The organism is Neorhizobium tomejilense (assembly GCF_964254135.1).
GTDB classification, from domain to species: domain Bacteria; phylum Pseudomonadota; class Alphaproteobacteria; order Rhizobiales; family Rhizobiaceae; genus Neorhizobium; species Neorhizobium tomejilense.
On sequence record NZ_CAXUSO020000001.1, the window covers coordinates 2,366,979 to 2,390,397 of the forward strand.

General features: G+C 61.0%; 26 protein-coding genes. 19 read left to right on the forward strand and 7 right to left on the reverse strand.

Annotated features, from left to right (window positions below):
• The first annotated feature begins 6 nt into the window (after positions 1 to 6).
• From ACSQ3G_RS12030 to ACSQ3G_RS12040, 3 genes are all read left to right on the forward strand, one after another.
• Positions 7 to 1,218, forward strand: coding sequence for a T6SS phospholipase effector Tle1-like catalytic domain-containing protein (locus ACSQ3G_RS12030; RefSeq protein WP_436110198.1), 1,212 nt, complete (start codon positions 7 to 9; stop codon positions 1,216 to 1,218).
• Positions 1,219 to 1,574: 356 nt separating this feature from the next.
• On the forward strand, positions 1,575 to 2,051 hold the full coding sequence (greA, locus tag ACSQ3G_RS12035; RefSeq protein WP_105400937.1) for a transcription elongation factor GreA: 477 nt from the start codon (positions 1,575 to 1,577) through the stop codon (positions 2,049 to 2,051).
• Between the two features lie 6 nt (positions 2,052 to 2,057).
• Positions 2,058 to 3,140, forward strand: coding sequence for a glycosyltransferase family 4 protein (locus tag ACSQ3G_RS12040; protein WP_436110199.1), 1,083 nt, complete (start codon positions 2,058 to 2,060; stop codon positions 3,138 to 3,140).
• On the opposite strand, the gene ACSQ3G_RS12045 is transcribed toward ACSQ3G_RS12040, so the two are convergent.
• Positions 3,124 to 4,149 carry a glycosyltransferase gene (locus tag ACSQ3G_RS12045; RefSeq protein ID WP_436110200.1) on the reverse strand — a complete coding sequence of 342 codons (1,026 nt, stop codon included), beginning with the start codon at positions 4,147 to 4,149 and terminating at the stop codon, positions 3,124 to 3,126. The genes ACSQ3G_RS12040 and ACSQ3G_RS12045 overlap by 17 nt on opposite strands.
• Positions 4,150 to 4,495: 346 nt before the next feature.
• On the opposite strand from ACSQ3G_RS12045, the gene ACSQ3G_RS12050 reads away from it, so the two are divergent.
• Positions 4,496 to 5,275, forward strand: coding sequence for a glycosyltransferase family 25 protein (locus tag ACSQ3G_RS12050; protein WP_436110201.1), 780 nt, complete (start codon positions 4,496 to 4,498; stop codon positions 5,273 to 5,275).
• Between the two features lie 27 nt (positions 5,276 to 5,302).
• Here ACSQ3G_RS12050 and ACSQ3G_RS12055 read toward each other — a convergent pair whose 3' ends face one another.
• Positions 5,303 to 5,770: an Lrp/AsnC family transcriptional regulator gene (locus tag ACSQ3G_RS12055; RefSeq protein ID WP_436110202.1), complete on the reverse strand. Its 468-nt coding sequence runs from the start codon at positions 5,768 to 5,770 to the stop codon at positions 5,303 to 5,305.
• Between the two features lie 236 nt (positions 5,771 to 6,006).
• Between ACSQ3G_RS12055 and trxB the strand changes: the two genes are divergently transcribed.
• The 4 genes from trxB to ACSQ3G_RS12075 all read left to right on the forward strand — a co-directional run bounded on the left by trxB (position 6,007) and on the right by ACSQ3G_RS12075 (position 9,969).
• Complete coding sequence (gene trxB / locus ACSQ3G_RS12060; protein WP_105400539.1) at positions 6,007 to 6,981, forward strand: thioredoxin-disulfide reductase; 975 nt, start codon at positions 6,007 to 6,009, stop codon at positions 6,979 to 6,981.
• A 15-nt stretch (positions 6,982 to 6,996) separates the two neighbouring features.
• Complete coding sequence (locus ACSQ3G_RS12065) at positions 6,997 to 7,893, forward strand: LysR family transcriptional regulator VtlR (RefSeq protein WP_046633779.1); 897 nt, start codon at positions 6,997 to 6,999, stop codon at positions 7,891 to 7,893.
• A 619-nt stretch (positions 7,894 to 8,512) separates the two neighbouring features.
• The gene (locus ACSQ3G_RS12070) at positions 8,513 to 8,809 is read left to right on the forward strand and encodes an ArsR/SmtB family transcription factor (protein WP_046603889.1); all 297 of its coding nucleotides are present in this window, start codon (positions 8,513 to 8,515) and stop codon (positions 8,807 to 8,809) included.
• Between the two features lie 38 nt (positions 8,810 to 8,847).
• The gene (locus ACSQ3G_RS12075) at positions 8,848 to 9,969 is read left to right on the forward strand and encodes an alkene reductase (RefSeq protein WP_436110203.1); all 1,122 of its coding nucleotides are present in this window, start codon (positions 8,848 to 8,850) and stop codon (positions 9,967 to 9,969) included.
• Between the two features lie 54 nt (positions 9,970 to 10,023).
• Here the strand turns inward: ACSQ3G_RS12075 and ACSQ3G_RS12080 are convergent, their stop codons facing one another.
• A complete protein-coding gene (locus tag ACSQ3G_RS12080; RefSeq protein ID WP_436110204.1) occupies positions 10,024 to 11,046 on the reverse strand; it encodes an NAD-dependent epimerase/dehydratase family protein in 1,023 nt (340 codons plus the stop codon).
• Between the two features lie 99 nt (positions 11,047 to 11,145).
• Between ACSQ3G_RS12080 and ACSQ3G_RS12085 the strand changes: the two genes are divergently transcribed.
• A complete protein-coding gene (locus tag ACSQ3G_RS12085; protein ID WP_436110205.1) occupies positions 11,146 to 12,054 on the forward strand; it encodes a LysR family transcriptional regulator in 909 nt (302 codons plus the stop codon).
• A gap of 5 nt (positions 12,055 to 12,059) precedes the next feature.
• Here ACSQ3G_RS12085 and ACSQ3G_RS12090 read toward each other — a convergent pair whose 3' ends face one another.
• Positions 12,060 to 12,323, reverse strand: a complete 264-nt coding sequence (locus tag ACSQ3G_RS12090; protein ID WP_105400533.1) for a DUF2188 domain-containing protein — start codon at positions 12,321 to 12,323, stop codon at positions 12,060 to 12,062.
• A 233-nt stretch (positions 12,324 to 12,556) separates the two neighbouring features.
• Between ACSQ3G_RS12090 and ACSQ3G_RS12095 the strand changes: the two genes are divergently transcribed.
• The 4 genes from ACSQ3G_RS12095 (at position 12,557) to ACSQ3G_RS12110 (ending at position 16,900) form a co-directional block, all read left to right on the forward strand.
• Complete coding sequence (locus ACSQ3G_RS12095) at positions 12,557 to 13,660, forward strand: calcium:cation antiporter (RefSeq protein ID WP_436110206.1); 1,104 nt, start codon at positions 12,557 to 12,559, stop codon at positions 13,658 to 13,660.
• A gap of 169 nt (positions 13,661 to 13,829) precedes the next feature.
• Positions 13,830 to 14,948 carry a 5-methyltetrahydropteroyltriglutamate--homocysteine S-methyltransferase gene (locus tag ACSQ3G_RS12100; RefSeq protein WP_436110207.1) on the forward strand — a complete coding sequence of 373 codons (1,119 nt, stop codon included), beginning with the start codon at positions 13,830 to 13,832 and terminating at the stop codon, positions 14,946 to 14,948.
• Positions 14,949 to 15,054: 106 nt separating this feature from the next.
• Complete coding sequence (locus ACSQ3G_RS12105; protein WP_436110208.1) at positions 15,055 to 15,465, forward strand: DUF3597 domain-containing protein; 411 nt, start codon at positions 15,055 to 15,057, stop codon at positions 15,463 to 15,465.
• 208 nt (positions 15,466 to 15,673) lie between these two features.
• Entirely contained in the window at positions 15,674 to 16,900 is a 1,227-nt protein-coding gene (locus ACSQ3G_RS12110; protein WP_436110209.1) for a PQQ-dependent sugar dehydrogenase, read from the forward strand.
• 143 nt (positions 16,901 to 17,043) lie between these two features.
• Here ACSQ3G_RS12110 and ACSQ3G_RS12115 read toward each other — a convergent pair whose 3' ends face one another.
• Positions 17,044 to 18,246: a pyridoxal phosphate-dependent aminotransferase gene (locus tag ACSQ3G_RS12115; RefSeq protein WP_436110210.1), complete on the reverse strand. Its 1,203-nt coding sequence runs from the start codon at positions 18,244 to 18,246 to the stop codon at positions 17,044 to 17,046.
• Between the two features lie 217 nt (positions 18,247 to 18,463).
• Between ACSQ3G_RS12115 and ACSQ3G_RS12120 the strand changes: the two genes are divergently transcribed.
• The 3 genes from ACSQ3G_RS12120 (at position 18,464) to ACSQ3G_RS12130 (ending at position 20,150) form a co-directional block, all read left to right on the forward strand.
• A complete protein-coding gene (locus tag ACSQ3G_RS12120) occupies positions 18,464 to 19,414 on the forward strand; it encodes an EAL domain-containing protein (RefSeq protein WP_436110211.1) in 951 nt (316 codons plus the stop codon).
• Between the two features lie 80 nt (positions 19,415 to 19,494).
• Positions 19,495 to 19,749 carry a hypothetical protein gene (locus ACSQ3G_RS12125; protein WP_436110212.1) on the forward strand — a complete coding sequence of 85 codons (255 nt, stop codon included), beginning with the start codon at positions 19,495 to 19,497 and terminating at the stop codon, positions 19,747 to 19,749.
• A gap of 185 nt (positions 19,750 to 19,934) precedes the next feature.
• Positions 19,935 to 20,150 carry a cold-shock protein gene (locus tag ACSQ3G_RS12130; protein WP_003494703.1) on the forward strand — a complete coding sequence of 72 codons (216 nt, stop codon included), beginning with the start codon at positions 19,935 to 19,937 and terminating at the stop codon, positions 20,148 to 20,150.
• 55 nt (positions 20,151 to 20,205) lie between these two features.
• Here the strand turns inward: ACSQ3G_RS12130 and ACSQ3G_RS12135 are convergent, their stop codons facing one another.
• Complete coding sequence (locus ACSQ3G_RS12135) at positions 20,206 to 20,883, reverse strand: MBL fold metallo-hydrolase (RefSeq protein WP_436110213.1); 678 nt, start codon at positions 20,881 to 20,883, stop codon at positions 20,206 to 20,208.
• Between the two features lie 70 nt (positions 20,884 to 20,953).
• Positions 20,954 to 21,175 carry a hypothetical protein gene (locus tag ACSQ3G_RS12140; protein WP_436110214.1) on the reverse strand — a complete coding sequence of 74 codons (222 nt, stop codon included), beginning with the start codon at positions 21,173 to 21,175 and terminating at the stop codon, positions 20,954 to 20,956.
• Between the two features lie 168 nt (positions 21,176 to 21,343).
• Here ACSQ3G_RS12140 and ACSQ3G_RS12145 point away from each other — a divergent pair, with 168 nt between their 5' ends.
• The 3 genes from ACSQ3G_RS12145 (at position 21,344) to ACSQ3G_RS12155 (ending at position 23,408) form a co-directional block, all read left to right on the forward strand.
• Positions 21,344 to 21,976, forward strand: coding sequence for a DUF1236 domain-containing protein (locus ACSQ3G_RS12145; RefSeq protein ID WP_436110215.1), 633 nt, complete (start codon positions 21,344 to 21,346; stop codon positions 21,974 to 21,976).
• A gap of 242 nt (positions 21,977 to 22,218) precedes the next feature.
• Positions 22,219 to 22,695, forward strand: a complete 477-nt coding sequence (locus ACSQ3G_RS12150; RefSeq protein ID WP_105400934.1) for a MarR family winged helix-turn-helix transcriptional regulator — start codon at positions 22,219 to 22,221, stop codon at positions 22,693 to 22,695.
• 14 nt (positions 22,696 to 22,709) lie between these two features.
• Positions 22,710 to 23,408: a response regulator gene (locus ACSQ3G_RS12155; protein ID WP_046633005.1), complete on the forward strand. Its 699-nt coding sequence runs from the start codon at positions 22,710 to 22,712 to the stop codon at positions 23,406 to 23,408.
• Positions 23,409 to 23,419: the final 11 nt, after the last annotated feature.

Sequence of the window (23,419 nt, forward strand, 5' to 3'; positions counted from 1 at the left end):
GAAACCATGTCGAAGAATATCGTCATTCTGTTCGACGGCACGTCGAACGAAATATCCGCCGATCGCACGAATATCCTGAGACTGTTCGGCTGCCTGAAGCGCTCGGACGAACAGATCGTCTACTACGATCCCGGCGTCGGCACCTTCGGGGCTGCAAATTCCTGGTCGCGGTTCTATCGCAAGGCCTTTGAGGTCTGGGGGCTGGCCACGGGCTGGGGTTTGGACCAGAACGTCAAGGAAGCCTATCGTTTCCTGGTCGAGAACTATGAGCGCGGCCCTAAGAACGTCGATGGCCGGCATGCCGACCGGGACCGCATCTACATCTTCGGCTTCAGTCGCGGCGCCTATTCGGCGCGGGTGCTGGCCGGCTTCATCCACGCCTTCGGGCTGACCACCAAATATCACCTGAACCTGCTGGATTACGCCTACAAGACCTACAAGGGCATTCCCGAGCAGGAGCAGCGCAAGGAAGATGCGGTCGGGGACAAGGACGCATCGTCGGCATTCGCCAGCATGCGCCTCTACGAGCGAATGCTGCGCAACGACCGTCCGCCGATCGCGCTACTCGGCCTTTTCGATACCGTGGCCTCGGTCATCGAATCGGGCAAATGGCGGCCGCAATTGAAGACCCATCCCTTCACCCGCAAGAACCCGAGCGTCGAATGCGTCCGCCATGCGGTGGCGATCGACGAGCGTCGCACCATGTTCCAGCCGGAACTGTGGATGCCGGACCAGGATTATTGGGGCGGCCCGTTCAAACCGAAAACCGAAGTCGCCAAACAGAACTTCAAGGAAGTCTGGTTTTCCGGGGTGCACGGCGATATCGGCGGCGGTTACCCCGAAGCCGAGAGCGGCCAGATCAAGCTCCCGCTCGACTGGATGATCCGCGAGACTGGGTCGACCGGCCTCATCTACGTCACGCGCACCATCAACAATATCGTGCTCGGCAAGAACGCCAATAAATATGTGCCCCTGGATCCGAAAGCCGATCTTCACAATTCCATGTCGAAGGGCTGGAAAATCCTTGAATACGTTCCGCGACGCGTGCCCGAAAGCTCGTGGCGTAGACGCGGCGGTCGCAGCGGGATCTACCTGCCGCTCGAAGACAGGCGGTTCGTTCCGGACGGGGCGAAGCTTCACGACTCGGTCAAAACTCGATTGGACGCTGGCAGTTACGATCCGCCCAACCTGCCGAAAGATCCGAACTTCGTTTCTTGATACCCGCCTCCGCGTGACGCGGGTGCCTTCGCTTCACAGTTCCGCTGGAGGCACAGGAAGCATCGTATTTGGCGGCATGCGAAAAGATCGCCAGACGTTCTTTCAGCGACTTCTTCATTAGTATGTTCACTAAATGTTCTTTTTCGCGCCGTCAAGTCATTGACAAATGGTGCCGCTTGCATCCACATGCTGCGGGAGGCCACACGGACAGGGTTTCGAAATTCCTAGCGCTCGCTGTCGAAATTCTGTTATAGTGACCCACATTCTGATTTTACGATGGTTCCGAAGTTTCGCTCCGGAACCTGTTTCTTTTTGTGTCCGCGGCATCCGCGGGCATGCGCCTGAAGGACAAGGAAATGGTTGAAAAGGTACCGATGACGCAGAGCGGTTTTTCCAAACTGCAGGAAGAGCTGCGCTGGCGCCAGCAGGAGGAGCGTCCCCGTATCATCGAGGCAATTGCAGAAGCGCGCGCCCATGGCGACCTTTCGGAAAACGCCGAGTACCATGCTGCCAAGGAGGCCCAGAGCCACAACGAAGGCCGTATTACGGAACTCGAGGATCTGACGGCACGCGCCGAAGTCATCGATTTGTCCAAGATGTCCGGCTCGAAGATCAAGTTCGGCGCGACCGTCAAGCTTATCGACGAGGACACGGAAGAGGAAAAGGTCTACCAGATCGTCGGTGACCAGGAAGCCGATGTGAAGGCTGGCCGTATCTCCATCTCTTCGCCGATCGCGCGTGCGATGATCGGCAAGGAAAAGGGCGATTCCATCGAAGTTGTCGCCCCCGGCGGCTCCAAGGCCTACGAAATCCTCGCCATTTCCTGGGGCTGACCGCCCGTGGGTAAAAGCGGCGATCCCGCCACCATCGATATCCGTGACGTCGAAGTGATTGCGCCGAATTTCAAGCGGCGGCTCTCCGGCGTCACGTCGACGATCATCCAGCTCGTGCCAGTCCAGAGATCGCTCGGCCAGAAGGTCGCAGCGCTTGGCCCTGGCCTGCCCGCCGATCTGCCGCATATCCGTTACCGCGACATCTTCCGCCTCTGGTCGCCGCCGCGCGGCAAACGGTGCCGGATCTGGCACGCGCGCCGGAATATCGAGATGCTGCCGGCAATTTTCATGCGCGACGTGCTGCGCATGCCGCTGAAGATCGTCTTCACCTCCGCCTCGCAGCGGCACCATACCGGCTGGACGAAATGGCTGGTTTCGAAGATGGACGGCGTGATCGCCACCAGCGGCAAGACGGCCGATTACCTGGCGGTCAAGAACACCGTCGTGCTGCACGGCATCGATACCGTCCGCTTCTCGCCGCCATCGGACAAGGGTGAGGCCAAGCGCGCCCGCGGGCTCGATCCGGCACAGAAAATCGTCGGCTGCTTCGGCCGCGTGCGGCGCCAGAAGGGTACCGATCTCTTCGTGGATTCGATGATCCGGGTGCTTTCCGAGCGCAAGGACTGGTCGGCGATCGTCGCTGGCCGCGCCACCGGCCCGCATGTGGATTTCGAGGATGGGTTGAAGAACAAGGTTGCCGCCGCCGGCCTTGCCGACCGCATCCTGTTCGTCGGCGAGCATACCGATATCAACGAATGGTATCGCGCCCTCGACCTCTTCATCGCGCCACAGCGCTGGGAAGGTTTCGGGCTGACGCCGCTGGAAGCCATGGCGACCGCGGTCCCGGTGATCGCCACCGATGTCGGCGCCTTCCCTGAACTTCTGGTGACGGGCGACGAAGAGACCGGCGTGATCATCGCCCGCGACAGCGTCGATGCCATGGCCGGGGCCGCAGAGGCCTTCATGGACAACGAAGCCCGACGCAAGGCCGCTTCGGCTCGCTCCCGCGCCCACGCGCTGGAAAATTTCAGCATTGAGGGCGAGGCCAAACTGCTCGGCAATATCTACCGGATCACGGCTTCCGCTTGAAAAGCTCGATATAGGCGTTCGCCACCGCCTCTTCCGAAAACTGCCCGACCAGCGTCGCCCTGCCCTTTTCGCCAAGGCTCGCAGCCAGCTGAGGGTCTGCGATCAACTGGTTGATGGCGTGCGAATAGCCCGGAACGTCGTCGATATCGACGAGCAGGCCGTTTTCGCCGTCGCGCATGAACCAGGACGGCCCTTCCGAGCGCGAGGAGATCACCGGCTTGCTCTGCGCCCATGCCTCGAAAATGACGTTGCCGAGCGGCTCGTGGCTAGATGGCATAATGAAGATGTCGGCGGCGGCAAGATATGGCCGCGTATCCTTGTGCCAGCCGAGGAACCGCACCCGGTTCTCCATCTTGTGCTCGCGCATGACAGCTTCCAGCGCTTCCCGCTCCTCGCCGTCGCCGGCGATCCACAGATAGGCGTCCGGCACCGCCGCCATCGCCTCGATCAGCAGGTGGAAACGCTTGCGCTTGACGAAACGGCCCATCGTCATGATCAGCGGCACGCCGTCCGGCGTATCGGCAACCGACCTTGAGATCGGCGCCACGACCGACGTGTCCGTGAAGTTCGAAATCACCTCAACGCCGCGGGTCCAGCCGAGATTGTTGCGCACGTGGTCGGCAATGCCGGGCGTATTGCAGACGAGAATGTCGGAATTCTTGAAATAACCGAGGTGGGTGGGATAGTCGCCGAGACGGGAGAGCTTGATACCGCCCTTATAGTCCGGCATCAGGCGAGCACCGCGGGTGGACCAGGAAATGATCGCGTCCGCCTTGTCCCGCTTGGCCATGGAAAGCACCTTCATCGGCAGAAGGATGCGATCGATCGACAGGTTGCGGAAATTGCTCTCGATCACCTTGGCATGGGCCTCGACATCCGGCTTCCAGCGGCGGTTCCAGCGCATTACGGCCGTCTGCTCTACGCCACGCCGCGCAAGCGCGCCGACCAGATGTACGAAGAACTTCTCCGCCCCGCCGTCCTTGCCGAAAATATACTGGTGAACCCGCATCGATGTCGCCTCGCCTGTCTGTTTTCCGCCGCTTTATACCGGAAACCAGCATCTGTAGGCAGCGCCGCCTATATGTTACGGTTGAAAAACCTGCGCAAGGGGTATGGGAATGGTTGTCGCTGAAATCTTTGGGGCTGGGCAGGATGGGGCTGCAGTGACCCTTCAGCACCGGTTCGGCCGATGTTATCGGGAAGAAAGCCCCGCTTGTTCCCAAAAAGGCCGGGCCACGATATAGCAAAGCTCAAACAGCTTCGACCAAGTCGACGCACCATCACAAGTCTACCGGCGACGGAAGCAACCGTGGCGGACGAAAAGCCGCTGCGCCTCATCGCCGAAAAAGGGTAAAATGCAATCGCTTGAGACCTATGTCATCAATCTGGATGGCAGCAATGACCGCCTGCAGACCATCAGCGACCGTCTTTCAGCCTTCGGCATCGCCTTCGAACGGATCTCCGCCGTCGACGGCCGCAAGTTCGATCTCGCGACGATCCCGGACTACGACGCCGAGCGCGCCCAGAGCTATATGGGCCGCACCCTCGTCGGCGGCGAAATCGGCTGCTACCGCAGCCACCTGAAAGTCGCCGAACATTTCCTGAAATCCGACGCCCGTTATGCATTGGTGCTGGAAGACGATGCGCTGCCGCTGTGCAACCCGGTCGAACTGCTCGAAGCGGCGCTCCCGGATCTCGAAAGGGTCGATCCCGACTGGCGGCTGATCAATATCGGCAACAACAAGCTGAAGATCGCCACACCGCTCGCCCGTTACGGCATCGGCGGACACGACTGCGAACTGGTGGCCGCCCATTACTTCCCGATGACGACGAGCGCGATCGTCTGGTCGCGGGAAGGCGCCCGGCTCTTCATCAAGGAGCATGGCAAGATGTTCGCCCCGGTTGACAATTATTTCCGCCACTGGCTGACCCGCACCGGCCACGGCTACTCCTTCTGGCCCTCGCCCGTCACCACGACGGATGCCGCAAGCGAAATCCTGGCGAGCTCCGGCCGGGCCAGGAAAACCAACAAGCGGAAATGGTTCTACGCGTTTGCCAAGCAGCGGCGCTTGATGGAAGACAAGCTGATTGCCTTCATCCACAAAAAGCGGTTTCGGCCAGCCGGGAGCAAGTGACGAAGCGATTCGCCGTGCCGGTGCGCTTCAGATCTCGACCAGGCCCAGATGCTTCACCTGCCGAATGGTCAGCATGGTGCGCACCGTGTCGACATGCTGGTCGGCGGTCAGTACCTCGATGACGAAGTCCTGGAAGACGGTGAGGTTCTGGGCCGCGCAGCGCAGCAGGAAGTCGCTGTCGCCGTTGACCATCCAGGCCTCGCGCACCATCGGCCATTGCTGCACCTTCGCGGCGAAGGCCTTCAAGTCCGCGTCCGACTGCCGTTTCAGCCCGACCATGCAGAAGGCAACGAGATCCACGCCCAGTTTCGGTGCGTTGAGAAGCGCGTGATAGCCTTCGATGATACCGGCCTCCTCGAGCTTGCGCACGCGGCGCAGGCAGGGCGGGGCGGAAATGCCGACGCGTTCTGCGAGCTCGACATTGGTCATGCGCCCGTCACGTTGCAATTCCCGCAGGATTTTTAGGTCGATGGCATCAAGATCGGCGCGAAGCACATAGGTCCCCTTCAATTCTGCAGTGCTTTTATCGCAAGAGGAATTTTACGCAAGAATATGTCTTGGGGCGCTTGGCTTCGGTTTCCATGCCAACTGATCTGTTGTTAGTGCAAGGCTGCCCTTGCATTGCTGCATGGATCGATCTTACATGGCGCTTCTAAAGCGGCAGACCGGACATCGACCACCTATATGAGGGGCAACGAAACGTCGACCGGTCTTTGAAAGGAAATTACTCCATGTCCTCCCGTCATACCGAGGTCCTGATCATCGGCTCCGGCCCGGCCGGTTATACGGCCGCCATCTATGCGGCGCGCGCCATGCTGAAACCGGTTTTGATCGCCGGCATGGAACAGGGCGGCCAGCTGATGATCACCACGGATGTCGAAAACTATCCGGGCTTCGGCGATCCGATCCAGGGTCCCTGGCTGATGGAGCAGATGCTGAAACAGGCGACCCATGTGGGCGCCGAGATCGTCAACGACCTCGTCACCGAGGTCGAACTCCACCATCGCCCCTTCACCGTGCGCACCGATTCTGGCGCCGTCTGGACCGCCGAGACGATCATCATCTCGACCGGCGCCAAGGCAAAATGGCTCGGCATCGAAACCGAACAGCAGTTCCAGGGCTTTGGCGTCTCCGCCTGCGCCACCTGCGACGGCTTCTTCTATCGCAACAAGGACGTGATCGTGGTCGGCGGCGGCAATTCCGCGGTCGAGGAAGCGCTCTACCTGTCGAATATCGCCAAGACGGTCACCGTGGTGCATCGCCGCGATAGTTTCCGTTCCGAAAAGATCCTGCAGGAACGCCTTTTCCAGCGCCCCAATGTCAACGTGCTGTGGAATACCGAAATCGCCGAGATCACCGGCAAGCCGGCCAAGGCGCCGATGCCGCCGTCCGTCGAGGGCGTCAAGCTGCGCAACACCCAGACGGGTACGGTTACCGACTTCCCGATCCATGGTGTCTTCGTGGCGATCGGCCATGCGCCGGCGACGGAACTGTTCCAGGGCAAATTGAAGATGAAGCCGAACGGCTATCTCTGGACGGCGCCGGATTCGACCGCAACCGACGTGCCCGGCGTGTTTGCCGCCGGCGACGTGACGGACGACACTTTCCGCCAGGCGATCACCGCCGCCGGCATGGGCTGCATGGCAGCGCTCGAGGCCGAACGTTACCTCTCCGGCATCCAGCCGGTTGCCATAGCCGCGGAGTGACGTTGAACGATGGGTGTGCCGCTCGACTGGGATAAACTGCGCATTTTCCACGCGGCGGCGGAGGCGGGATCCTTCACCCATGCGGCCGACAAGCTGCATCTTTCCCAGTCGGCGATCAGCCGTCAGGTCAGCGCACTGGAACAGGATGTCGGGGTAAAACTCTTCCATCGCCACGCACGCGGCCTGATCCTCACCGAACAGGGCGAACTTCTCTATCGCACTGCCCACGATGTGCTCCTGAAGCTCGAAACGGTGAAGATGCAGCTCACCGAGACAACGGAAAAACCGTCCGGCAAGCTGCGCGTGACGACGACCGTCGGCCTCGGCCAGGGCTGGCTCACCGACAAGGTGCAGGAATTCCTGCAGCTCTATCCGGAAATGTCGATCCAGTTGATCCTCGACAACGAGGAAGTGGACGTCAACATGCGCCATGCGGATTGCGCCATCCGGCTTCGTCAGCCGGTGCAGTCCGACCTCATCCAGCGCAAGCTCTTCACCGTCCACATGCACGTCTATGCGGCCCCCTCCTACATCAACCGTTACGGCGAGCCGCAATCCGTCGAGGATCTCGACCAACATCGCATCATCACCTTCGGGGAGCCGGCGCCGAACTACCTGCTCGACGTCAACTGGCTGGAATACGCGGGCCGGTCGTCGGACAATACCCGCACGCCGCATCTGCAGATCAACAGCCAGACCTCGATCAAGCGCGCCTGCCTGCTGGGAATCGGCATCGCCTGCCTGCCGGATTATATCGTTGGCCGCGATCCGGGGCTGATTCAGCTGGCCATCAATGCCGACATCCCGTCCTTCGATACCTATTTCTGCTATCCGGATGAAATGAAGAACGCCGCGAAGCTGAAAGTCTTCCGCGATTTCGTGGTCGGCAAGGCCCGCAACTGGAGCTTCTGACCGGCGCTGGCCCGGACGGATATGCCCCCGAAAAACCCTGGAATGCTCGGGATTTCGCGGCTTCTGCGGCCGCCTGATATGTAACCACTGAGCGCATTAAATTAAAGCGTTGCACCTCACGCATGGCTGTCCTGCACAAAAGAGTATTGTTCACTGCACAAAAAACCACCATATCGCTCACAGCTGATGCACATGGCGGCTTTTCCTCCCAGTTCCGCCGCAGCAGCTGTTCCCCTCTGGAGGTTTTTTTGACCTTCACACTTATAGGGCCCTGGAGCGATCCAGTGGCCCTCTTTTTTTGCCCTGAATTCTGCCGTGGCTCATTCACGCGCTTCCGCCGTCGCAATCCGCGTGAAAACTTCTGTTCAATATCCCATCCATACCCTTGTCGAGCGAAACCTGACTCCCCATATTGAGTTCAGCTGGCGCGCTTCGGCGACGTCCCTGTCGTCTGTGCCGGCTGTTCCCCTCTGGAGGTTTTGACCTTCACAATTATTGGGCCTCGGAGCGATCCGGCGGCCCATTTTTTTTACAATCTCCCGCTTCTCCGCAAATCCCTCCCTTTAAATCGTTTTCCGACGATCTATATATCGGGAAACTCCGATGTTGGATCCTGATCATGGACAAAACGGAAATTCTGAAAGCGCTGGCGCATCCGGTCCGGGTCGAATTCCTGGAATGGATGAAGGAGCCGGAACGTCATTTTTGCGATCAGGCGCACCCGCTCGAAATGGGCATCTGCGCCAGCCAGTTCGAAAAACGCTGCGGCCTCTCCCAATCCACGGTCTCGGCGCATCTTTCGACGCTCGAGAAAGCCCGCCTGGTGAAAATCGACCGGGTTGGCCAATGGGCATTCTACCACCGCGACGAAAAAACCATCGCGGCCTTCCTCGACGATCTCAGATCGACCCTCTGATCCCCGCCTCTCCTCCCAACAGCATAAGGAATTTTCCGATGGCCAGCATTTTTGATCCGACCACGTTCGGCGATATCGAACTCGCCAATCGCGTCGTCATGGCTCCCCTGACGCGCAACCGTTCGCCGAAAGCGATCCCCAACAACCTCAACGTCACCTATTACGAACAGCGCGCCAGCGCGGGTCTGATCGTCACCGAAGGCACGCCGGTCAGCCAGCAGGGCCAGGGTTATGCGGACGTGCCGGGCCTTTATCTGCCGCAGGCGATCGAAGGCTGGAAAAAGGTGACGGATGCCGTCCACCGCAGGGGCGGCAAGATCGTCACCCAGATCTGGCATGTCGGCCGTGTCTCGCACACCTCCCTGCAGCCGAACGGCGGCGCTCCCGTTGCACCCTCGGCCATTCCCGCCGGCGGCAAGACCTACATCATCAATCCGGATGGCAACGGCGCTTTTGTCGATACCTCCGCTCCCCGCGCGCTGGAACATTCGGAAATCGCCGGCATCGTCGCTGATTTCGCCAAGGGCGCCCGCGCCGCGATCGACGCCGGCTTCGACGGCATCGAAATCCACGGCGCCAACGGCTACCTGATCGACCAGTTCCTGAAGTCGGGCGCCAACCAGCGCACGGACGAATACGGCGGCTCGATCGAGAACCGGACGCGGTTCCTGGTGGAAGTCGTCGATGCGGTGACCAAGGAAATTGGCGCCGGCCGCGTCGGCATCCGCCTGTCGCCGGTGACACCGGCCAATGGCGTCAGCGATCCCGATCCGCAGGCCGTCTTCAACCATGTGGTCGAACAGCTCGGACCGCGCGGCCTCTCCTTCATCCACCTGATCGAAGGTGCCACCGGCGGCGACCGCGCCTTCTTCCAGGGCGACAAGCCCTTCGATTACCAGGAACTCAAGGATATCTACCGCAAGGCCGGCGGCAAGGGCGGCTGGCTCGTCAACAACGGTTATGACGGCGAAAGCGCCTCCAAGGCCGTCGAAAGCGGTTATGCCGACGCGGTCGCCTTCGGCAAGCTGTTCCTCGCCAACCCGGATCTCGTCCAGCGCCTCAAGGACAATGCGCCGCTCAACGAGGCCGACAAGTCCACCTTCTATGGTGGCGGCGCCAAGGGCTATACCGACTATCCGGTGCTCGAAGCCGTCGCGTGATCTGACTGAGAAGGCGCCGCCCAAAAACGGCGCCTTTCCTTTTGAGAATACCGCTCAGGCTAGAAGCGCCACCGGCCTTGCAGCCTTGGTCGGCTTGGGTTCGATACAGCCGAGATCGAGAAGCGTCGTCCGAACTGCTTCATCGATCGGCGTCGAAGGCTCCTCGCCGAGGAAAGCCCGCAGTTTGTCATTGCTCATCCGCACCGGCACCTCCCAGAGGTAGCGCATCTCGCCCAGCTCGCGGAAGATCGGCACGAAGGGCGAGCAAAGCTTCAACAACCACCACGGAAATGCCCTCACCTTGACCGGATGCCCGACGACCCGGCCGATCGCCGCGATCATCTCACGCCCATCCCGATCCCAGAAGCCGTGCATCTGGAAACGCGCGAAACGCGGCAGCTCACCCTCTCGGTCGATCAGCCGCAGCATGGTTTCGGCGACATCCGGCAAATAGGCCCATTGATGCCCGATGCCTTGGGCATTCGGCCGGCTGACCGATGTCACCGGCTTGCCGGGTTTCACCAGGCCTTGAGCAAACCAGCTGTTCGCCGCGCCGGGGCCGAAATAATCACCGGCCCGCACGATCAGCACCGGCACGCCCTCGCGCGACGCGGCCTCCAACCGTCGTTCCAGCTCGACCCGGATCGCGCCCTTGCGCGTCACCGGGTTCTGCGGGCTCTCCTCGGTGATCTCAGGAAAGGCATCCGGCCCGTAATTGTAGACCGTGCCCGGCAGCAAGATACGGGCGCCGACGGCGCCTGCTGCCGCGATCGTGTTGTCGAGCATCGGCAGGACCAGCTTTTCCCAATCCTTGTAGCCCGGCGGATTGACCGCATGGACGATCAGCCTGGCATCCTGGGCGGCGCGGCGGACATCGGCTGCATTCATCGCGTCGCCCTGGAGCCAGTGAAAGCGAGGTTCCCGCGTTGCCGCTTCCCCGGCCTTGCGGTTGAGGGCGCGGACGGTCCAGCCACGTGCGGCAAGGCCCCGCGCCACATGGCCGCCGATCCCGCCGGTGGCGCCGAGAACGAGGGCGATGGGCTTTAGGCCGAGGTTGGGGTTTGATAGTCCGGACATGGCGATAATCCTTCCAGCTGAATGCGTTTCGTTGGCTGGACTATCGCGCCATTCGCTTCTATACGGAATTGGCAGAATATTTTTAGTATCCATACAAAAATGAATGACATCAGCTGGGACTTCTACCGAACCTTCCTTGCCGTCCTGCGGCTTGGCTCGTTGTCGGCTGCGGCGCGCGATCTCGGCCTGACGCAGCCGACCGTCGGTCGTCATATCGACGCTCTCGAGCAGGCCTTGGGCCACCAGCTCTTCACCCGCTCGCAACAGGGCTTGCTGCCGACCGAGCCGGCACTCGCGATGAAACCCTATGCGGAGAACCTCGCCATCACCACCGCCGCCATGCAACGGCTGGCCTCAGGCGAGATCGGCGCGGTCAAGGGAACGGTGAGGATCAGCGCCAGCGAGGTGATCGGCGTCGAAATCCTGCCGCCGATCCTCGCCAGCCTCCAGGACCAGCACCCGGGGCTGGAACTGGAACTGTCACTGTCGGATTCGCTGGAGGATCTTTTAAGGCGCGAGTCGGATATTGCGGTACGCATGACCAGTCCGGTCCAGGATGCGCTCGTCACCCGTCATATCGGCGACATCCCTCTCGGGCTTTTTGCCCATCGACGCTATCTGGACCGGCATGGGGTTCCGCAAAGCCCGGACGACCTCGCCGCCCATAGGCTGATCGGCTTCGACCGTCGCACCGCCTTCGTTCGCGCCGCTGCGGACCGTATCCGGGCGACCTCCCCCACCTTTCCCGATATCGAAAATATCCGCTGGAGCTACAAGGCGGACAACAATCTCGCGCAACTGGCGGCGATCCGCGGCGCTGTCGGCATCGGCATCTGCCAGGTCGGCATTGCCCGTCGTGATCCGGATTTGGTCCGGGTGCTGCCCGATGTTTTCGAGCTACCACTCGACACCTGGGTTGCCATGCATGAAAACCTGAAATCGTCCCCGCGCTGGCGCGTCACCTTCGACGCGCTCGTCAAAGGCCTATTGGACTATGTCCGCGGCTGATCTCTTCAGTGGGTGGTCGGCGCCTCGTCGCCATCCATGACCTCGGCCTCGGGCCGGTCGCCACCCTCGCTGTATTCGGTGTGCCAGATGCCCTTTTCATCCTGCCAGCTGATTTCTTCCGGGTCTCCGCCGACCTGCTGTTCGGCCGCGACGATGCGCGCCGCCTGCAAGGCGTCTGAATGGCTGGGAAAAGTTTCCGAATAGACGTCGCCCTGGCGATAGGCCCAGCCGCCGTCATGCGGCACGACTTTATAGGTAACCTTGGTCATACTCCCTCCTGTCTTTTACGGCTGCCTCGATCCATTCGGATCCTTGTCCTGTCGCGGCACCGGGGTGAGAAATTGAAAAAGGTACCGCGAAGTTCCAAGCCACATCGCAAATCACGTCATAAATTATGACATCAAAGGCCGCCGACCGCAAATCCTCGACACGAAAGCGGAACCTTGCTTGATGCCGCAGGTTGCCGCCTTAGATTGTCATCGGCCAAGGTCAGGAGTGGAACGTGGGTTTGTTGTCCCTGCTGAAGCAGGGAAGATTTCTCATCGTCGCGCTGGCCGCAGGCTTCGTCGCCTATTCCGTCGAACATTCCCTGCTCGAGGCCGGCAAAACGGCTTCGCTGATCGCCGCCGTCGTCCTGATCGGCATCATCATTCTCGCCTCGACCCGCGTCGCCCACCATGCCGAAGTGCTCGCCCGCAAAGTCGGCGATCCCTACGGCACTATGATCCTGACGCTGTCGGCAGTGGCGGTCGAAGTGCTGATCCTCGCCATCATGATGGGCAATACCAGCTCGCCCACCCTGGTGCGCGACACGATCTATGCGGCGGTGATGTTGGATATCAACGGCATCCTTGGCCTGGCCGCCCTGCTCGGCGGCCTGCGCCATGGCGAGCAGCCCTATAACGACGATTCCAGCCGCACCTACAGCGTCATGATCCTGACGGCCATGAGCATTTCCATGATCGTCCCGGAGTTCATTCCCGGCGACCGTTGGCACTATTATTCCGCCTTCACGATCTGCGCGATGATCGCGCTCTATGCGGTCTTCCTGAAGATGCAGGTCGGTCCGCACAGCTATTTCTTCAGCTACACCTATCCGCGCGCCAAGGCGTCAACCGGCGGCCAGACGCCGAAAGAGGAAGCCGAACAGGAATCCGCGGCGATCTCGATCGGCGCCATCCTTGTCGGCGTCCTGATGATCGGCTTCCTCGCCGAATTCATGTCCAGCTTCATGAATGCCGGGCTGGAGGGCAGCGGCGCACCGCTGACACTGATGGCTGTCGTGGTTGCGGCGATTTCCGCAGCGCCCGAAATCCTGACCGCCCTGCGCGCGGCACTGCGCAACCGCATGCAGTCCGTCGTCAACATCGCCATGGGAGCCTCGCTCTCGACCGTCATCCTCACCGTGCCGGTGATGGAGAGCATCGCGCTCTACAGCGGCCAGCCCTTTGTCATGGCGATGACGCCGGTTCAGACCGTCATGGTCGCCGTCACCCTGATCGCCGCCGCGATCAACCTCAACGACGGTCAGACCAACGCCATCGAAGGCATGACCCATTTCGTTCTTTTCGCCACCTTCGTGATGCTGACGGCGCTGGGCCTCTAGGCAAAAGAGATTCCGCATCAAAGGCTTGCGCGCGACAACGGAATCGGATCGGGAAGAGGTTGAATCAATGTCTGAAATATGGTCGTGTCCGCCGCGGCGAAGGCCGGCTTCACAGCCGGTTGTCCAGCAATGGGCGCGATCACCGTGTTGCGCATGAAGGAGATTTCAAATGTCTACACCTCCCTACAGAGCCGACCACGTCGGTTCGCTGCTGCGTCCCGCGTCCGTCAAGGACGCCCGCAAGAAGTTCTATGAAGACAAGAGCATTTCCGCAGACGAGCTGAAGGCCGTCGAAGACGAAGGCATCCGGGAACTCGTCAAGCTGCAGGAAAGCGTCGGCCTGAAGGTCGTGACCGACGGCGAAGCCCGTCGCCACTTCTGGCATTACGACTTCCTCGGCCTGCTCGACGGCATGGAATTCGTCACCCGCGAGGCCCACAAGGGCGTCACCTTCCACGGCGTCAAACTGCCGCCGACCTTCCCGACCATCAACGGCAAGCTCGACTTCCCGGATGATCATCCGCATCTGGAGCACTTCAAGTTCCTTGCCGCCAACACCAAGGTGACGCCGAAGATCTCCATCCCCGGCCCGAGCGTCGCCCATTACCGCACCGCCCGCGCCGACGTGACCTATCCGGAATACCAGGACCAGGAAGCGTTCTTCGCAGCTCTCGCCCGCACCTATGCCAAGGCCGTACAGAAGTTCTACGAAGCCGGCTGCCGCTACCTGCAGATGGACGACATCTACTTCGCCTATCTTGGCGACGAGAAGCAGCGCGCCATGAAGCGCGAGGAAGGCTACGATCCGGACTGGCTGATCGAGAAATACGCATTGACCATGCATGAAGCGATCAAGGACCGGCCGAAGGACATGCTGATCGGCATGCATATGTGCCGCGGCAACTTCCGCTCCACCTGGGCTGCCGAAGGCGGTTACGATGCAGCGGCCGACGCGATCTTCAACAAGACCGGCGTCGACATGTTCTTCATGGAATACGACACCGAGCGTGCCGGCGGCCTGCAGCCGCTGAGCCTTCTCCAGAAGGGTTCCAAGCAGCGCGTCTATCCGGGCTTCATCACCACCAAGACCGGTGAACTGGAGACGCTCGATTCGCTGCGCCGTCACTTCGACGAAGCCTCCAAGTTCGTCGACATCGACCAGCTCGGCATCGCGCCGCAATGCGGTTTCGCCTCGACCGAAGAAGGCAATTCGATCACCGAGGACGACCAGAAGCGGAAGCTGGAACTCGTCGTCAAGACCGCCGAAGCCATCTGGGGCACGGCCTGATCTGATATTCGTGCGCCGCGGGTCGAATAACCCGCGGCTGCCACTTGAGAAATCATTGTTCTAGCTTAGGTTCCTATTCGGATTTAACCCGAGGGAGATTGCAACAATGGGTATATTCGACAAGATCAAGAATGCGATTTGGGGCGCGGATGAAGCAGCACTGGCCGCCGAACCTCTGAAACCGGCCGCTCCGGTTTCCGCGTCCGCCGCCCCGGCGTCCAATCCGACGCCCATCCCTTCGGCAACGTCGTCGTCGGGTCCCGTCGACATCACGCCCATACTCGACGCAGCGGTCAAGAAGAGCGGCCAGAAGCTCGATTGGCGCAAGTCGATCGTCGACCTGATGAAGGCGCTCGATCTCGATTCCAGCCTTACGGCCCGCAAGGAACTGGCCGCCGAGCTGCACTATACCGGCGACACCAACGACTCCGCGACGATGAACGTCTGGCTCCACAAGGCGCTGATGAAGAAGCTCGCCGAAAACGGTGGCAAGGTTCCGGCCGACCTCGCCGACTGATCCGCAACCTCGTCCGAACGCGCGAAGCCCGCCTTCACCGGCGGGCTTTTGTTTGCGACCCGTCAATAAAATAATCTTGAACGAACTGTGTACGGCGCTTGCCGATGAACGCCCTAGATGAAGGCATTGCCGAAGACTCCTTCGCCGCGTGCGGGAGTGTCGTTGCAGGCCTTGGCGGTCGATGCCGCCCTATTGAAGGGAGTCCATGATGAAACGCCTCAGTCTTCTCGTGACCGGTTCGGCCCTCTCGCTTGCCCTGTTGGCCGGCCCCGTTCTTGCTCAGAACGCCGGCCAACCCGCGGAAACCAAAGCGCCAAACGCCCGCGACCAGAAACCCGCCTTCGCCAACCAGACGCGCGCTCCGCAGCCGGCCCGGATGCCGAAGATCGCACAGGAGGTGGTCGCCGACGACCTGCCGCATCTCTGGGCCATGGAGTTTCTGCCCGACGGCCGGATGCTGGTGACGGCCAAGCAGGGTGCCATGCACATCGTCTCGGAAGAAGGCGAGGCTGGTCCGAAAATCGAGGGCGTTCCGAAAGTGCTCGCCAGAGGCCAGGGCGGCCTGCTCGACGTCGCGCTTGCCCCGGATTTTGCCTCATCCGGCATGATCTACTTTTCCTTCTCCGAACAGCGCCAAGACGGAAACGGCACATCGGTCGCCTCCGCAAAACTCCTCCCGGACGACCGCGGCGGTGGAAAGCTCGAGAACGTCAAGGTGATCTTCCGCCAGATGCCGAGCTATGACGGCAACAATCATTTCGGCTCGCGCCTCGTCTTCGGCCCCAAAGGGGAACTCTACGTGACGGTCGGCGAACGTTCCGACCCGCAGCCGCGTGTGCAGGCGCAGGATATCGCGAGCGGCCTCGGCAAGATCTTTCGCATCGACGTGAACGGCAAGGCGCTGCCCGACAATCCGTTCGTCAATCGGCAAGGCGCCCGGCCGGAAATCTGGTCGCTCGGCCACCGCAACCTGCAGTCCGCCACACTCGACGGACAGGGCCGTCTCTGGACCGTCGAGCACGGACCGCGCGGCGGCGACGAGCTGAACCGCCCGGAAGCCGGCAAGAATTACGGCTGGCCGGAAGTCACCTATGGCATCGACTATAGCGGCAGGCCGATCGGCAAGGGCATCACCGCCACGAGGGAGACGGAACAGCCGGTCTATTTCTGGGACCCGGTCATCGCTCCGTCCGGCATGGCCTATTACGACGGCGGCGCCATCCCCGAATGGAAAAATTCCTTCCTGATCGGCGGCCTCGTCGCCCAGGGCATCGTGGTCGTCCATATGGACGGCGACAAGGTCGCCTATGAGGAGCGCGTGCCGCTCCAGGCCCGCATCCGCGACGTCAAGATCGGCCCCGACGGCGCTGTCTATGCCGTCACCGAACAGCGCGGCGGCAGGGAATCGACAATCGTGAAGCTGACCAAGGGCTGATGGGTGATTTCGGGCAAGCGGCGCTTTACGGCGCCCGCTGCCTGACCGAAATGTATGTCCGGCCGCTGTCATGGTCAACGGATGCCTGAAAACAGAAAAGCCCGCCGTCGCTGGCGGGCTTCTGCTGATTGAGTGAGGCCAGCTTACTTGCAGTTTGCGCAGAAGCGCTGGATCCGCTTGCAGGCTTCTTCGAGCTGTTCTTCCGAAGCCGCATAGGAAATGCGGAAATTGGGGCCGAGGCCGAAGGCCGAACCGTGGACGACGGCCACGCCTTCGGTTTCCAGAAGCTCGGTGACGAAATCCTCGTCGGTCTCCATCACCTTGCCCGACGGCGAAGTCTTCCCGATCAGCCCGGCGCAGGACGGGTAGACGTAAAAGGCACCTTCCGGAGACGGGCAGACAATGCCCTTCGCCTGGTTCAGCATCGAAACCACCAGGTCGCGGCGGCCTTCGAAGATCTTCTTGTTCTGCGGGATGAAATCCTGCGGACCGTTCAGCGCCTCGACGGAAGCCCACTGAGCGATCGTGCAGGCACCCGACGTCTGCTGGCCCTGGATCATGTCCATCGCCTTGATCAGTTCGAGCGGGCCGGCCGCATAACCGATACGCCAGCCGGTCATCGCATAGGCCTTGGAAACGCCGTTCATCGTCAGCGTCCGGTTGTAGAGCTTCGGCTCCACTTCCGCCGGCGAGACGAACTTGAAGTCGCCATAGGTCAGGTGCTCGTACATGTCGTCGGTCAGTACCCAGACATGCTCATGCTTGACGAGCACGTCGGTCAGCGCCTTGAGTTCGTCATGGCTATAGGCAGCGCCCGACGGGTTGGACGGCGAGTTGAACAGGAACCACTTGGTCTTCGGCGTGATCGCCTTTTCGAGATCGGCGGCGGTCACCTTGAAGTTGTTTTCCTGGCTCGCCTTGATGATCACCGAAGTGCCGCCGCAGATGGCGACCATCTCCGGATAGGAAACCCAGTAGGGCGCGGTGATGATCACTTCATCGCCGGGATTCAAGGTCGCCATGAAGGCGTTGAAAAGAATCTGCTTTCCGCCGGTGCCGACGATCGTCTGGGCCGGCGTGTAGTCGAGATTGTTCTCGCGCTTGAACTTCTTGGCGATCGCCTCGCGAAGCTGCGGAATGCCGGATACCGGCGGATATTTGGTCTCGCCGCGATTGATCGCGTCGATGGCGGCTTTCTTGATGTTTTCCGGCGTATCGAAGTCCGGCTCGCCTGCGCCGAGCCCGATCACGTCGCGGCCCTTTGCTTTCAGGTCGCGGGCTTTCTGGGAAACAGCGATGGTGGCAGAGGGCTTTACGCGGGAAAGTGCGTCGGCAAGAAAGGCCATAATCTTCGTCCTGAAGAGCTGTTGAACACGGCGGCATCGCGCGCCGAAAGCCGCCCGTACGCTCTATGTCTAAACTATGACGCCGTTTCAAGCACAAAGCTTGAATGTGAGCCATGAAAGAAGCTGATTAAAACCTTCGAAACCTTGTTTACAGCCGCGTAACCCTTGGCTGCTACAACCAGGAGGGATGGGATAACGGAAATCGACGGGCACGGGCATGACGCCGAGAAGCATCTTCGCCAATCTGGTTCGCAGCGACAATGGGTCGTTCTCCACCGTCTACGGTCCTTTCCTGCTGCAATCCGCGCTGCAGCCGATCCTTCGCTCCGGCCCGGAAACCGGCCTTGAAATCGAAGCTTTCGAGGGCCTGCTGCGCGCCTCCCGCGATGGCGAACCGGTGTCGCCGGCCGAGTTCTTTCCGCTCGTGTCCCCGGTCGACATGGCCGATGTCGACAGCATCCTGCGCACCATTCACATCTTGAACACCGGCCGGCTGAACCGGTCCCGCGCCGGGATCTTCGTCAAGTTCCATCCCGGCCTCTTCCGCACGTCCCAGGAAATGCGCCAGGAAGTCGATCGCATCAAGGTCGCCAGCCACGAGGCCGGCCTGGCGCCCGATCGGATCGTCTGCGAAATCTCCGAAAGATCCGGCGCTTCCGACGACATTGTCGTCGCCTTCACCGAGCACATGCAGGCGGTCGGCTTCCGCATCGCGATCGATGATTATGGCGCCCGCGATTCCGATCTCGACCGTCTGAAGCGCATAAAGCCGGACTACGTGAAATTCGAGGCCGCCTGGGTGCGCGACTTCCTGGATAATTCCGCCGGTTACGCGCTGCTGCGCGTCATCGTCCGGCAGATGCTCGACGATGGTATCGAACCGATCTTCGAAGGGCTCGAAGAGCTTTGGCAGGTGGATCTCTGCGAAGAGCTCGGCGTGCCGCTGATGCAAGGTTATGCCCTGGCGCGGCCCGAACTCGCCCCGACGACATTCAACGAGAGTTTTCCGGAAAGCCTGGCCGACTTCGCGCCGCTCCAGACGACCAGCAATGAAATCATGGCCGGCGTCAGCCGGGCCGCAGCAACCCTGCCTCCTCCGGCCCTGGCCAAACCGGTATTCGCAAGGCCTGCCCGCGCTTTTGGCCGCCGACAATCCAACGGCGACTAGGTCCAGCAGGCCGCAGATTTCACGCTGGGGATGGATATCGCAATATCGGCCCGGAATGCGCTCCGACCTCATTCAGAGACATGAGCGGCAAAAATTTTTCTTTTCGCGCCATTTGCGCCAAAATGGCACAGAAGAAGGTTAGCAAAGCATTGCCAGCGATGGAATCGCCTTGCCGCACCATCAGGGAAGGCGCAAAGCCCGCATTTTCCGGGGGTTCCCGCGATTTGCAATTTGCCATTGTGGCGACAATTCAAAAAACTTTTTCTTGCCAATTTTCAATAAACACAGCACTCTGTGCAAGTTCGGGCAATTTACGAGCATGGGAAGACCTATAATGACGCGCTCCGAAGGCGCTAAGACTTCGGGCGGTAGGCCGGGGGCGGAGATTTCAAAGCAATTCCTTCCGGTCATCGCGGTAAAGACAGGGACCCTTTCTTAAAGCTGCCTGCCGCCGCCCTTCGGGGCTACACTGTGATGCTGTCCGCCGCTGAACACGGACAGAGAGAAAAGGACCTGCTGCATGGCCGAGACTGGCACTGTAAAATTCTTCAATACCGACAAAGGCTTCGGCTTTATCAAGCCTGACAATGGTGGCGCCGATATCTTTGTCCATATCTCTGCCGTACAGGCTTCCGGCCTGTCCGGATTGTCTGAAAACCAGAAAGTAAGCTTCGACACGGAACCGGATCGTCGCGGCAAAGGCCCCAAGGCCGTCAATCTGCAGATCGCCGGCTAAGCCTCCAGAGGCTTGCCATTTCGAGTTGAAGCCCGGCAGAGATGCCGGGTTTTTTTTAAACCGACGTGTGTTGCGGCCTCGATCCGCCGAGGCCGCGCAGGAATGGATTTGTGCGTCGTTCGTCGCCGATCCGGCTGCCCGGCCCGTGGCCACAGATGAACCCGACCTCGTCCCCGAGCGGCAGAACCTTGTCGCGGATCGAAGCGAGCAGCGTATCGTGATCTCCGCCCGGCAGATCCGTGCGCCCGATCGAGCCGTTGAACAGCACGTCGCCGAGATGCGCGAAACCCTGGGCACGGTTGTAATAGATCACGTGTCCGGGCGCATGTCCGGGGCAATGGAAAATCTCGAAGACATGCTCGCCGAACGAAACCTTGTCTCCTTCGTTGAGCCAGCGGTCCGGCAAGACGTTGCGCACCTCCATCTTGACCCCGAATTTTTCCGCCTGCGTCTCCAGTCGCTGCAGCAGCGGCAGGTCCGCCTCGTGGGGACCGATCACCGGGATGCCCAGCGCCTCGCGCAATTCGTCGGCGCCGCCCGCATGGTCGATGTGCCCGTGCGTCAGCCAGATTTCCGTGGCCGTGATGCCGTTTTCCCTGATGACCTGAAGGATCGTCGGCACGTCGCCACCCGGATCGACGACGACGCCCTGCTTGGTCTCCTCGTCGAAGAGGATCGTGCAGTTCTGCTGGAATGGCGTAACCGGAATGATACCGGCCTGTAACTTACCCATGATGCCTCGGCCTGAACGATGATGCTTGCCGGGATATACCGATAAACGCAGGGCATTTCAGCCGAAAAGATCAGTTCGAGGCAAGGGTCGTGTAATGCGCGTTGGCGGAAACCGGCGGCGCGAGCGATACGGTGGCGATCAGGAAGGCGGCAATCGCGATCTTCAGCACGAAAACGGTCACCAGCACACTTCTGAGCGGATTGGCCGCGCCGGGTGTTTCCATCCTGATCGGCGGCAGTGCGCTGAAGGTCTGGGCGCTGAAGGTCCGGGCGGTCGCGGTCGGGTTCGTCATGGGTCTCTCCGGTGCTTCTGGCGGAATCAATGGGTTGGCGGCACAAAGGTTCCGTACCCCATTCTAGCTGTGGCACCCCCGCCACAGCTTGCAGAATCCACCCGCATTCGGCGGAACCACCAGGGCATGCGGGTGTTACCCTGCCAGTCAACATGAGGAGAAAAATCCATGACGACTTGGTTGAAATGCCCGGAATTGAAGTGGCTTGGCCTCGGCGCGGTCCTTTCGGCGCTCGCCCTGCCCGCCCAGGCGCAGATGACCACCACCACCGCTTCGGACATCATCGTCCGCTCCGGTCCCGGCCAGAACTATCCGGAAATCGGGATGGCCACCCGCGGCAGCCCGGCCATGATGGACGGCTGCCTCCAGGGCAGCAAATGGTGCCGCATCGACGTCAACGGCATGCGCGGCTGGGTCTATGCGGAATATCTCACCATCCGCCACAACGGCTCGGCGGTGGCGGTGGAAGAATACCGCACTCGGTATGAAGTACCGTCCGTCACCTATGAGACGACCGCAAGCGTCACCCCGCCGGCTGCCGTTCCGGGTCCGGGCGATATCCTGCTTGGCCCGGTCGGTGCGGTCGAACCCGTCGAACCGCCAGAAACCGTCATCAGCTACATCGAAGAGCACCCGGTCCGGCCGGTCTACGTCCGCAACGAAGTGGCGATCGGCGCGACGCTGCCGCCTGAGGTCGTCGTCCAGCAGGTGCCGGACTACGATTATGATTACGTCGTCGTCAACGACCGCCCGGTTCTTGTCGATCCCGGCACCCGCCGTATCGTCCACATCTACGATTGAGCTCCACCGTAAAAGGGCGCTGTTCGGCAGCGCCCTTCCCGCTAGCTCGCAGCGTCCCGCCCTCCCCAACAAATGCTGTTGATTGTTCAGCCTGATCGCGCTTTATGACGTGCGGCAGGTTACAATGCGAGATCGGCAATAAGAGCTTCGGCCCAAGATCTTCGGACCCGGGGCAAGCAGCCAAAAAGGGAAAGGAAACGCGAGTGTCGCGCGCATCGACGGGAAAAGCCGTCAAGAAGGTCATGCCGACAATGCCGGCAGTCGACGAAGCCCAGATCGACTTCGAGACCATCGAACTGCTTTTCTTCGCCTACCGCGATTTCGTGTCCGACCCGGATGCGATCCTCGCCAAGATCGGCATGGGCCGCGCCCACCACCGCGTCGTCTATTTCGTCTGCCGCCAGCCGGGCATGATGGTCACCGACCTTCTCGACACGCTGCAGATCACCAAACAAAGCCTTGCGCGCGTTCTCAAGCAGCTGATCGAATCCGGCTATATACGCCAGATGGCCGGCGCCAAGGATCGCCGCGAGCGCAGGCTCTATCCGACCCTTGCAGGCCGTGAGTTGGCTCTCGCCCTTTCCGAGCCGCAATCGCGCCGTATCGCTCGCGCCATGGACGAGCTGCCCCCCGACACGCGGGCCTCGGTCAAGGAATTCCTGCGCCGTATGCGCGGCCGCGACGAAAGCCTAGAGCCTATCGACAGCGACTTGGACTAAGTGGGACCTTTGAGATGACGACACTGCCCCCTTCCGATGATGCGCCTCATCTTCTCGTCGTCGATGACGACACGCGCATCCGCGATCTTCTGAACCGCTACCTGATGGAGCAAGGTTTTCGCATCACCGTCGCAGGCGACGCCGCCGAAGCCCGCCGCAAGCTCGAGGGCCTGCATTTCGACCTCATCATTCTCGACGTGATGATGCCCGGGGAATCCGGCATTTCGCTCACCCAGTCGCTCTACCAGAAGAAGACGGTTCCGGTGATCCTGCTGACGGCCCGCGCCGAATCGGAATCCCGTATCGCCGGTCTCGAAGCGGGCGCCGACGACTATCTGTCGAAGCCGTTCGATCCGCGCGAACTGGTGCTGCGCATCAACAATATCCTGCGCCGCAGCACCTCGCCCGATACGCCCAAGATCGAGCAGATCATGTTCGGGCCCTTCACCTTCTCGATCCCGCGCAAGGAATTGCGCAGGGCCGCCGAAACCATCCGGCTGACCGATCGCGAACAGGAGATCATGCTGCTTTTCGCGCTGCGGGCCGGCGACACCATTCCCCGCCACGAGCTGATCGGCGATGATGCCGAGGTCGGCGAGCGCACGATCGACGTGCAGATCAATCGTTTGCGGCGTAAGATCGAGGAGGATCCGGCCAACCCCGTCTATCTCCAGACGGTGCGTGGCATCGGATACAGGCTGAGTATCGATTAGCCGGAAGAGAC